Annotated in this window: 11 protein-coding genes; 3 read left to right on the top strand and 8 right to left on the bottom strand. The window is 63.9% G+C overall.

The features are described 5' to 3' along the window. On the bottom strand, positions 1-3,712 hold a 3,712-nt coding region (locus COGEMETH_RS17575; protein ID WP_283215018.1), incomplete at its 3' end, for a Calx-beta domain-containing protein. Positions 3,713-4,096: 384 nt separating this feature from the next. Here COGEMETH_RS17575 and COGEMETH_RS17570 point away from each other — a divergent pair. After that, positions 4,097-5,218, top strand: coding sequence for a helix-turn-helix transcriptional regulator (locus COGEMETH_RS17570; protein WP_238183899.1), 1,122 nt, complete (start codon positions 4,097-4,099; stop codon positions 5,216-5,218). 92 nt (positions 5,219-5,310) lie between these two features. Here the strand turns inward: COGEMETH_RS17570 and COGEMETH_RS17565 are convergent, their stop codons facing one another. Both COGEMETH_RS17565 and COGEMETH_RS17560 read right to left on the bottom strand, forming a co-directional pair. Then, the gene (locus COGEMETH_RS17565) at positions 5,311-5,505 is read right to left on the bottom strand and encodes a hypothetical protein (protein WP_238183898.1); all 195 of its coding nucleotides are present in this window, start codon (positions 5,503-5,505) and stop codon (positions 5,311-5,313) included. Positions 5,506-5,523: 18 nt separating this feature from the next. Continuing rightward, positions 5,524-6,180: a recombinase family protein gene (locus COGEMETH_RS17560; RefSeq protein ID WP_238183897.1), complete on the bottom strand. Its 657-nt coding sequence runs from the start codon at positions 6,178-6,180 to the stop codon at positions 5,524-5,526. Between the two features lie 411 nt (positions 6,181-6,591). On the opposite strand from COGEMETH_RS17560, the gene COGEMETH_RS17555 reads away from it, so the two are divergent. Then, complete coding sequence (locus COGEMETH_RS17555) at positions 6,592-6,840, top strand: AbrB/MazE/SpoVT family DNA-binding domain-containing protein (RefSeq protein WP_238183896.1); 249 nt, start codon at positions 6,592-6,594, stop codon at positions 6,838-6,840. Beyond that, on the top strand, positions 6,833-7,225 hold the full coding sequence (locus COGEMETH_RS17550; RefSeq protein WP_238183895.1) for a type II toxin-antitoxin system VapC family toxin: 393 nt from the start codon (positions 6,833-6,835) through the stop codon (positions 7,223-7,225). The genes COGEMETH_RS17555 and COGEMETH_RS17550 overlap by 8 nt, the downstream gene beginning before the upstream one ends. 376 nt (positions 7,226-7,601) lie before the next feature. On the opposite strand, the gene COGEMETH_RS17545 is transcribed toward COGEMETH_RS17550, so the two are convergent. The 5 genes from COGEMETH_RS17545 to COGEMETH_RS17525 all read right to left on the bottom strand — a co-directional run. Further along, positions 7,602-8,294, bottom strand: coding sequence for a hypothetical protein (locus COGEMETH_RS17545; RefSeq protein ID WP_238183894.1), 693 nt, complete (start codon positions 8,292-8,294; stop codon positions 7,602-7,604). Continuing rightward, a complete protein-coding gene (locus tag COGEMETH_RS17540) occupies positions 8,295-8,597 on the bottom strand; it encodes a TadE/TadG family type IV pilus assembly protein (RefSeq protein WP_238183893.1) in 303 nt (100 codons plus the stop codon). A 240-nt stretch (positions 8,598-8,837) separates the two neighbouring features. Then, positions 8,838-9,161 carry a TadE/TadG family type IV pilus assembly protein gene (locus tag COGEMETH_RS17535; RefSeq protein ID WP_238183892.1) on the bottom strand — a complete coding sequence of 108 codons (324 nt, stop codon included), beginning with the start codon at positions 9,159-9,161 and terminating at the stop codon, positions 8,838-8,840. Continuing rightward, positions 9,161-9,661: a TadE/TadG family type IV pilus assembly protein gene (locus COGEMETH_RS17530; RefSeq protein ID WP_283215019.1), complete on the bottom strand. Its 501-nt coding sequence runs from the start codon at positions 9,659-9,661 to the stop codon at positions 9,161-9,163. The genes COGEMETH_RS17535 and COGEMETH_RS17530 overlap by 1 nt, the downstream gene beginning before the upstream one ends. A gap of 323 nt (positions 9,662-9,984) precedes the next feature. Continuing rightward, positions 9,985-10,186, bottom strand: a 202-nt coding sequence (locus COGEMETH_RS17525; RefSeq protein ID WP_238183890.1) for an integrase core domain-containing protein, incomplete at its 5' end; no start/stop codon positions are given.

Genomic DNA, 10,186 nt, shown 5'->3' with positions numbered 1-10,186 from the left:
AGAGGGTGTCGGCGCCCTGCCCGCCGTAGAGGGTGTCGGCCCCGAGGTTGCCCAGCAGCGCGTCGGTTCCAATGTTGCCGAACAGCACATCCCGGTTCTGACCGCCGTAGAGGGTGTCGGCACCCTGCCCGCCGAACAGGGTGTCGTTGCCCTGATTGCCGAGTAGCAGGTCGTCGCCCTGGTTGCCCTGGATCGAGTCGTCGCCCTCGTTGCCGAACACGGTGTCGTTGCCGGCCAGGCCGCTATAGGTATCATTGCCAGAGAGCAGGCTGATCTCGTCCGGTGCGTCCGAGCCGATGAGGTTGTCGTCGAAGGGCGTCGGGCCGGTCGGCTCGGGCGGGCGCGTCGGCGGGGGCGGAGGCGCCACGGAATCGTCGTTAGTGATGGTGCCCGTGGCGGTGGCGGTGGCGATCGTGCCGAAGTTCTGGCCCGAGAGCGTCACCGTGAAGCCCTCGTCCGGCTCCACCGTGGCATCGCCCGCGACCAGCACGAAGAGGGTCTGGCTGGTCTGCCCCTGCGCGAAGCTCACCGAGCCCGTGGGCAGGGTGCCGCCGGCGAAGTCGGAGGCGTCGGCGGCCGCGAGGCCGGCTACGCCGCCCCCGCTCACGGCATACGAGACCGTCTGCGCGGCCTGGGCGTCGCCGCTGCGGGTGACCGTGAAGCTGTAGCTCGTGTTGCCGCCGGTCCCTTCCGCGTGGCTGACGTTGGCCGGGCCAAGGGAGAGGACGGGCGCGGCGTCGTCGTTCTGGATCGTGGCCGTGGCGCTGGTCGTCGCGCCGAGGCTGCCCCCGCCCGTGAGGGCGCCGAGCGTCGCGGTCACCGTCTCGTCGGGCTCGAACACGGTGTCGGGCAGGCTGGTCACGGTGAAGCTCGCGCTCGTGGCCCCGACCGCGAAGGTGACGGCGCCGTTGTTCAGGCCCGAGACCGTGTAGTCGCCGCCCTGTGTCGCCGTGCCGGACAGGGCCACCGCAGCCGAGCCCGCCTGGCTCACGTCGCCCGTGCGCGTGACCGTGTAGGTGAAGGTGGTGCCGGCGCCGGCCGCGGCCGGTGCGACCCTGGGCGTGGCGTCACCGTCCTCCGGCCCGGACGCAGGGCTGACCGCGATCGTGTAGACCGTTGCGGCCAGCGTGTCGTCGTCGAGGATGGTGCCGGTCGCCGAGGCGATGGCGACCGTTCCGCCGTCCGTCGGGGTGCCGATCGTGGCGATCACCGTCTCGTTCGGCTCGACCGTGGTGTCGGGGATCGTGGTTACGGTGAAGCTGGCGCTGGTCTGGCCGACGGCAAAGGTGAGACTGCCACCGGAGGCGGCGGCAGCTGCGCCGGCCCCGATCCCCGTGCCCAGGCCGGACACGCTGTAATCCGCACCGGCCTGGCCCGGCCCCGTCGCGTTGCCCGAGAGGCTGACGGCGACGGTCGCCGCGGTGGCGGTGCTCGTCCGTGTGACCGTGTAGATCAGGGGATTGCCGGGCCCGGCGTTGCCTTCCACCACCGTGAGCGGCGAGACGGCGATGCTGTAGGCCGGAGCAGTTGGGGTAGTGATGAGGTCGGTAAGGCTCACCGTGCCGTCCGAGAAGCGGAAGAACTCGAAGTTCGTCAGCGTGTCGCTGCCTTCGGCCCCTGTCGTGTCGATGATCGTGACCGTGCCACCCACGGAGGTCGCCGTGTAGCGCGAGCGCGGCCCGGCATAGACGGCCGTGTCGATATCGGCTCCTCCGTCGAGGATGTCGTTGCCGGCGCCGCCCCTGATCGAGTCGTTGCCGGCACCACCCACGAGCGTGTTAACGGCGCCGTCGCCCGTGAGCGTGTCGGTGCCCGAGCCGCCGGTGACGTTCTCGACATTGCTCACGGTGTCGGTTGCCGCGCCATGCGTTGCGGCAACAGGGTTTGCGCCGTTGAGGGCGACCGTAACGTTGCTCGCGAGCGCCGAGTAGTCGAGGGTATCGGTGCCGGCGTAGCCGTTGACCGTGTGGTTGGTCTCGCTCGTAATCGCGATGCGATCGTCGAAATGCGTGGCGAGGAGCGTCGCGTGGGCCGCATCGCCAGTGAGCACGAGGGTCGAGGCATAACCGACCGCCGCGTCGGCCTGGATCAGGCCGGAGCCGGTGGCGCGGTCAAAACCGGTGTCGAAGCCGGCGGTGGCCGGGTCGTCCATGTCGATTGAGGACGTCTGCAACAGGTGGAGGATATCATCCGGCGTCAAGCCGGAGCGTGCTTGCAGCATCAGTGCAGCAGTCGCAGCAGCGTCGGGGGCAGCGGCCGAGGTGCCAAAGAAATTCGGAAAATTGTCACCGTCATTGATCTGCTGACCAAAGAACGTCGTGTTGCCGCCGTCAACCGCGGTAAGCAGAGGAGCCTGACGCACCTGTGGCGTGGCGAGACGGTTGCCCGCCGTGTCGAACAGGATTGTCGTGTTTCCATAAGACGAGAATGACTCAAGAGTCGGCGGGGTCACGCCGTATTTGGGGGTCGAGGAGAAAGCAGCCGCACCAACTGCGATCGCCCCCGGTGCCGAGTTGTGTCCGTAGGCCGTGCCGTCGTTGCGATTGTTGGGCAGTCCCGCGAACGGTGACGTGGACGAGCCGCCGTTGACGACGATGCGCATGTCGGCCGGCATGCCGGCCGTTCCAACGCCGTTGCGATATCCGACACGCAGATAGACCGTCCGGGTTGCCCCCGTATATTGCAGCACTTCGACGGCGTCGTTTCCGATGTTATTGTTGGTTGCCGCCTGGATGACGGTGCCGTTCGCGTCGGTCAGGAAGAGGTCAAGGTTGCTCTGCGCCCCGCCGCTGTTGGGCGAGACCGATCGGAATGGCTGATCCCATTGCAGGGTGATGATATCGCCCCTCGAAAGGGTCAGCGGTACCAACGTATTCGCCAGGGCGGTTCCAGTCGAGGAGAACTGTTGGGCCGTGTAGGTGTTGTTGTTATACGTGAAGGTCTGGCCGGCCGTGAAGCTGGACTCGTAGCCCTGCCGTGCTTCGTTGCCCGCTGAAGAGAAGTAGGTGACGCCGCGTCCGACGACATCGGTCACAGCCTGTGCCACGAGGCCGTCCTGGTACATCGGCTCAGCGAAGTAGATTATGTCGTCGACGATCACCTTAGAGCCATTATTGGCAAGGTCGCGGATGTGCTGAGCGAAGCTCGTTTGGCTGGTGTAAGCGGTGGAAAAACTGATTGTCGAGCCGGGCGCGAGATCGTGCACAAGTTGGGCCATCGCACGGCCCTCGTCCGTGGCGTTCGGCTGATCGGCCAGGATCTGCATGCCAGCGGCGAGGTCTCCGCTCGTGACATTGTCGGCGTAATGGTCCGAAGCGTTCGTGGCGGTGTCGAAGCTGTCGGAGATGACGCCCACACCTACGCCGGCTCCAGTCACATTGAAGGTATTTCGGGCGACATCGTTGCGCTGTGCCAGATCGGCCTGCGTGGTGACACGTCCGACGCTGTTACCGACGATCGCATCCTGCACGAACTGGACGTTGTCCATGTCGAGCAGCGCGCTGAGCGCGCTTACCGGAAGGCGCCCGCCCGCCATTGTACCAATGGCTGCTCCGTCCGTGAGCCCAAGCGCCTGAAGCTGGGCGAGCAAGGCTACGCCGTTGCCGTCGCGCGCAATAATGTCGACTGATACGTAGCCGTTAGCCAATGCGGCCACTTGATTTTGTGTGCGTGACGCCCCGTAGTTCAAGCTGTCCAGGTAGAGATTAGCCAATCCTGTACTAAATATAGAGAGTGCGCCATCAGACATGGAGCGAGTAAGAAACTCATCGCGGTCGGTTCCAGCTTGCTCCGCGGCGCTCGCTGCGGCTCCGAGTTCTATTGCCGACATCTGTCCTCCCCCACACATATGATGAACGGCAACAACCCGACCGCGCGTCGTGCGGCTTTTCAGCCAGTCGCATACACAAATGTCGGCGGCGAAATTAGGCAGCGATGCGCTATGGACAGGATGCCCGTCTTCGATCGTCTGCTAAATGTCGACCAGTCCGTTGATTCTGGGTTGTTGCGAAATTTATCTCGTTTGTCACCACCTGTCTGGGTAGTGACACGAGAAAAATACGTACTAGCGTATCCTGACTTCCGGAGTGCCGGCCACGTGGACAATCTTGACGACCGCATCATTCCTGCAATCTACGATTGTATTGTCAGCGACGCGGCCATGCGCGAGTGCTTGCAGCTACTAACCGAGCGGTTCGGCTGCCTGTCAGCTGCGCTGATCTTCCAGGATGAGTCGAGGGCTGCTGCCAACTTCGCCGTCGGCTTCGGCGTGCTCGACGCCGCGGCGCAGGCGCGTTACCACCGCGACTTCGCACGCTTCGATCCAGCTCCAGCCGCGATGGCCCGGCTCGCCCTCGGATCGGTGACGGCGACGGGCCGCTTATTCGACAACGAGGACCCGCGATACGCGCACTTCCTCCGCGGGTTCTATCATCCCCTCGGCCTTCGCGAGGCGATGGGCGGGCCCGTGGCCCGGAGCGCTGGGCAATCCGGGATCGTTGCCGTGCAGCGCGGTGCCGATCGTGCGCCCTTCGCCGCAGACGACATCGCCACGTTCGAGCGGCTGATGCCGCACTTCATACAGGCGCTCAGCCTACGGCGCGCCTTTTTCGAACTGGAGACAGCGGCCGACGAGATGCGCTCAGCCATCGAGAGGGTGGGGCCCGGCATCCTGATCCTGGCCGCGGACGGACGCCTCCGCCAAGCCAACGCCGCGGCGCGCACCATCTTGAACCGCCGCGACGGACTCGTGGTCGACTCGGCCGGTATCGTCTCCGGCCTGAGTGACCCAGGCGGCCGTAATTTTGTGCAGCTGCAGGACGTCCCGATCGGTCTCTACATCGTCCCGCGCCTCGGCGGCCTGGAGGATGGCTCCTACAGCGCCCCCTACGTGCTGCGCCAGTCGTGGGCTTCGGCTTCACGCGAGGGGCGAGACGCGCGCGAGGTTGGGTCGCGGCTTGTGCGGATCTACGATCCGGACAGGCAATGGCCCGAGGCTGAGCAGACGTTGATGCAAGCCTTCGGTATGCCGATGACGGCCGCGCGCCTCACCACTGCGCTCATGAGCGGTGATGACCTGAGCACCTATGCCAAGCGCGAGGGTCTCTCCCTGAACACCGTAAAGTTCCATCTAAAGGCTGCATTCGCGGCTACAGGCACGAGCCGGCAGGTTGATCTTACACGGTACGCCCTTCTAACGGTCAGCGACGTGAGCAATTAGTTCTCGAATTGCAAGATATTCTTGGGGTCGGACGGCTTCATCCATCTGCAAGTGTCTGCCATTGAGAGCGTGGGGGCGTGATCGGCGCTGGCCTATTGCTGTTCCGCTGAGGGACGCTCAATGGCCCACGCCTTCGCGAAAATCGAGAACTTGTGGGCGAGTTCCTGCATCTCATCCGGGTCGCCGTTGTAGACCACCAAGTGCGCGATCATCGCGACGCGGATTTTCCGATCCGTGAGCGCCACGGGGTGCCGTCCTTGCGCCTCTTTCCGGGTGACTTCGAGCACCTCACCCAGCCTAATTTCCTACTGCCGCTGAAACCTATCGGGGCATCCACGTCGATCAGAGGCCTTCTGTCCCAGGATCTTGAAGGCATCGGGTCTGAGCTGGCCCTTTGGATCGACGTGCCGGTAGAGGGTCTGGCGGGTGATGCCGAGTTCGGTACAGAGGTCGGCGATCTTGGTCTCAGGTTGGCCCATGGCGGCTTGCGCCAATCGGAGCTTGGCCGGCGTCATCTTCGGCTTGCGACCGCCGTTGCGGCCACGGGCACGGGCGGAGGCCAGACCGGCCTTGGTTCGCTCGATGATGAGCTCGCGTTCGAATTCCGCCAGCGCTGCGAAGATCCCGAACACGAGGCGGCCATTGGCGGTGGTGGTGTCGATGTTTGCCCCCTGCCCTGTCAGCACCTTCAGCCCGATACCGCGCCTGGTCAGATCGTGAATGGTGTTGACGAGGTGGTGCAGGTCACGACCGAGGCGATCGAGTTTCCAGATCGCGAGGGTATCGCCGTCACGCAGCGCCTTGAGGCAGGCATCGAGCCCGGGGCGGCTGTCGCGTTTGCCTGAGGTGTGGTCCTCGTAGAACCGATCGGCTTCGACGCCGGCTGCGAGGAGCGCGTCACGCTGCAGGTCTGTAGTCTGCGAGCCGTCGGCTTTGGATACGCGCATGTAGCCGAGCAGCATGGAGTGTTGATCCTGCGGGATGCCGATTGGCGGCACATCCAGAGTTCTTTGAGCGCCGCAGCGTGCCGTTTGATCGCTGGCCAGCCGTTCCGGCCTGTCACGCAAACGAGCGATTGCGTGACCGACCGCACGAACAGCTCGAACCGCCCAGCTCGTGTATCACAAGCCGTCATGTTGTCTACGGTCCGCCAACGTATCAGCAATTCGAATAAGTGACACCGTAGCATGCCAAACTGCTGAGGAATTCCTTAGACGATCAGTACGACCTCTGTGACGCTGAGTGCTCGGACGTGATCCAGGTCAAGTCGGCCTGCACAGTCCGGAACGGCCCGTACCTGATGCGTTCAAGGTTGGTCAAATCGACCGTCGCAGGTATGATCCTATAAATCGGCACGAACACGCGACAGGGCCATGGCATCGCAGGCAGTCAAGATCATCGACGGTGGCAAGCTGATCATCCCGGCCGCGTTCCGGCGCAAGCTCGGCATCGATACGGGTGATACCGTCGTGGTCGAACTGAACGAGGATGGGCTTCACGTCCGATCGCTCTCGTCTGCCGTCCGCCTGGCGCAGGAAATCGTGCGCGAGTTCGTACCGGCCGATGTCGATCTGGCCGACGAACTCATCGCGGAGCGGCGGGTCGAGGCTGAGCGTGAGTGAGCTCTTCGTCCTCGACGCTTCGGCGCTGCTGTGCCTGCTCAAGGGGGAGCGTGGAGCTGAGCGGGTGATCTCGAGCTTGCCGCGGGCCTGGATCAGCGCGGTCAACCTCTCGGAGGTCTATGCCAAGCTCGCCGACGCCGGTGGTGCCGAAGCGCGGATCGCGAAGGCGATCGGTGGCCTGCACCTTCGCATCGAGCCGTTCGACGACGCGCAGGCCCGCGCAGCCGGCATGCTCCGGCCGATGACCAAGAGCTTCGGGCTCTCGCTCGGCGACCGGGCCTGCCTCGGTCTGGCCCGACAGCGCGGGGCGACCGCCTTGACCACGGATCGCGTCTGGACCGAGCTGCCCGACACGCTCGGTGTCGCGATCGAACTCATTCGCTGACGGCTCGCGCGCAGGATCCCGCACGCGATGTCGATCCGGCGCGCGCACCGCTACTCGTATCCGATCGACCGGCAGCAGCTCTCGGCAACCGTCCGCATCCGACGTGCCGTTAGGGCCTGCGAGACCTGCGGCCAGCCGCACGAATAGGTGGTCCCTGGCCCCTATCTGGGCCACGCCCGAAGAAATCGAGGAAGCGGCCCTGTGCTACGAGGCGTGACTGTACGATTTGGAGCCGAGCCCTCGTGCCGAGGCATACCGGAGGACGGAAAGCGCGCAACAGCTGCTCGCGGACCACACCGTAATGCTGAATAGTAGTCCAACGTTGTTTTGGCTGAGGTGCCAAGACGTCAAACGTTCATTTAGTCAGCACGACATTTTACTGGCCAGAACCGGGTTTTCCTGAACACGAAACCTTGAAAACGGCATCATTGTAATCTTTGTCGTCGACAAGGCCTCCCATATCGTTCCAATAATACGTGATCGTCTTTCCGGGAGACTGAGAGCAATTGATCGTGGCGTAACTGGGCAATGTCGAGAAGCACGCGCCGTTCTTGACTGCTTCGCCCGTATCGGAAGCAATCGCCTGCAAATTGCAGTTCTGCGAAATCCAGGAATATGATTGTTTACTCGGAGGCATCAGATGCGAGTAGAACCAATGTGTTGTACCCTGCAAACCGAGATAGCCGTTGAGCAGGTAGGGCGTGATACCACCTGTGACGTTTTTGAGCGCAAAGCCGATCTTCTGGCCGGCCGTAACCACAGCCGTGACCGTCTTTCCGCTGGTGCTGCTGGTGTTGGTGTATAGCAGGGTCAACGATGCGCTCGACGGGACGCTGCCGTCGCTTGGAACTGTATAGTAATAGATCGCATCTGCATCAGCAGCATTGCTAGCGAAGCTGGAGAGTGTGAATGTGATCGAAATGGTCGGATTTTGTGCCGTGGCCGTGACCTTGACCGGAACCGCGTTCACCCACATTTTCATGAGTGAGCTCGTCATGGTCGCTTGTGCCGCTACGGTCATGGAGTAGAGCGTCGCACCTCCGGCGCTCGTGACGTTCGTCGTGGCCATTTAGCTCGGCGGGCTCGCCGTGTTGCTGGACGTGAGTTGGCCGACTGCTCCCGCCATGTAGCGGTTGGCGATCGTCGTCGCAGTCCCGCTCGCCGAGGCGGAGGTGAAGGCGGTGGCCCCGGCAAGGGCAGCCGCGTCCGCGGCCGCCTGTAGCTGTGAGCGCATGTTGACGGCCCGCATCAGGTCGAGCCCTACGGCGGCAAACAGCATCATCGGTATCATCGCGACACCGAACCACAACGCGAACACGCCGCGACGATCACTCCAGTACCTGCCAGCCGACAGACGCAAAGCGTTGTTCATGGTGCGCCTCGGACCTCCGTCATGATGTCAGCTGCCGTAAGCCACGGCCGTGCCGCTGCGAGGCCTTGCGACCGCGGTCCCAGTGAGGGCGAAGCTCGATCCGAGGGGGAAGGAGATCGGCAACGCGAGCGTGTATGTCGCGCAGATGACGATCGCACTGTCGCCGTTCGCGATGACGACGGGCTTCGCCAGGGTCGCAGAGGTCGCGATTCTGGCAACACTGCCGCAGGTCCCGTCGCTTCAGACAATGGTGGGAGCCGTCGCCGCGCTGGAATAGCCGACGCTGGCGATGGCAGCCTTCAGCGTGGCGCTCGACAGCGGCTGCATGGAGAGCCTGCCTGCGATGCAAAAATCCGAGATCGTCGCGGCCGTGACGCTGTCCTGCTGGGACACGAGGTCGGCGAGGTTGCGGGCCGCGGCGACGGTGAGCATCTTCGCGCGCGCCAGGAGGAACACTTGAACGCTGCCGAGCACGGCCGTGAGCATGACAGGGAAGATCAACGCGAACTCGATAGCGCCTACGCCGCGGCAATCGTGCCGAAAGCATCGTGTCAGGCGACCCATCAGTAGCTCTCGTTCTGAAAGGCGAGCGTGGTCAGGATCAGGATGTTGCCACCGAAGCCGGCTGCCTTGAGCAGCGACGAGAAGAAGGCCGGCTTGGGATAGGCGACCTGCACAAGCATGGCCGCGCCGGAGCCGCCTGCAGTAAAGCCGGTACTCGACAATGTGCCGGTACTCGACACGGCAACGACACCGAGGATCGAGAAGCTCGATCCTGTCTGAACGTTGTAGACGATGCCGCTGCACGGGATGGCCGGCGCAGCTTTGGCGCAGACGGCCGCCTTGAAGCTCGCCTCGCTCGCAGCGCCGGTACGGATGAGGCGGCTCGCATCGCGCGCGGCGTTGTCCAGGGCGCTCCCCATCATCAGGCAGAGCCCGACCTCGGTCCAGGCGCACAGGATCAGCAGAAACACGGGCGCAATCAGTGCAAACTCGATGGCGGTCGCACCGCCTCGATGAGACAGGATCGAGGTGCGAGCCGGCCGGTTTTTGCGTGGGAACATCGAGCTACCCACAAATGCTGGCGGACTATGAAGCCCTGTGGTTCGATCCCCTTTTGCACGGAAAAGTTCTCAAATCGGCAATATGCACGTTATGGTTGTATGCTCCTGGTTGGCCTCTGATCGAGGCCACTTCCTAGCGAGGAGTGCAACTCCGCCACGCATGGCGATCCGTTGAAGCGCGCTGCCGACCTCGCCATCGCCTTAAACAGACGCTCGACGCCGACGCCCCGTCCGAGGTCCGCCTTGCTGCCGACCTGTTGCTGTTCAGCCTCGGCCGTGCGCTCGGCACTGATCGACCCCCACGAGGTGGTCCAAGGGTAAAGTTAGTGCACGGTGGGCCGCTCCGCCACGAGTAGCTTGGCCGGCGGAGTTGGTCGAGCGAGCGCAGCCGGCCAAGCGGAGAAGGCTGGCACGAACACCTCCGGGGCCGGCGGCCGGTATCCCAAAGAGGCATGCGGGCGCACGGTGTTGTAGTGACGTCGCCAGCTTTCGATGACGACCTGCGTTTCCCTGAGTGTGTAGAAG

Source organism: Methylobacterium trifolii, assembly GCF_022179685.1.
GTDB lineage: Bacteria > Pseudomonadota > Alphaproteobacteria > Rhizobiales > Beijerinckiaceae > Methylobacterium > Methylobacterium trifolii.
The sequence above is the reverse complement of the archived record's forward strand: the minus strand, read 5'-3'. Positions and strand labels throughout refer to the sequence as shown.

What these genes read in the sequence shown, in the direction of transcription:
- COGEMETH_RS17540 (WP_238183893.1), bottom strand. Translation starts at nt 8,597, where the DNA reads ATGAACAACGCTTTGCGTCTGTCGGCTGGCAGGTACTGGAGTGATCGT.
- COGEMETH_RS17530 (WP_283215019.1), bottom strand. Translation starts at nt 9,661, where the DNA reads ATGTTCCCACGCAAAAACCGGCCGGCTCGCACCTCGATCCTGTCTCAT.
- COGEMETH_RS17545 (WP_238183894.1), bottom strand. Translation starts at nt 8,294, where the DNA reads ATGGCCACGACGAACGTCACGAGCGCCGGAGGTGCGACGCTCTACTCC.
- COGEMETH_RS17560 (WP_238183897.1), bottom strand. Translation starts at nt 6,180, where the DNA reads ATGCTGCTCGGCTACATGCGCGTATCCAAAGCCGACGGCTCGCAGACT.
- COGEMETH_RS17555 (WP_238183896.1), top strand. Translation starts at nt 6,592, where the DNA reads ATGGCATCGCAGGCAGTCAAGATCATCGACGGTGGCAAGCTGATCATC.
- COGEMETH_RS17535 (WP_238183892.1), bottom strand. Translation starts at nt 9,161, where the DNA reads ATGGGTCGCCTGACACGATGCTTTCGGCACGATTGCCGCGGCGTAGGC.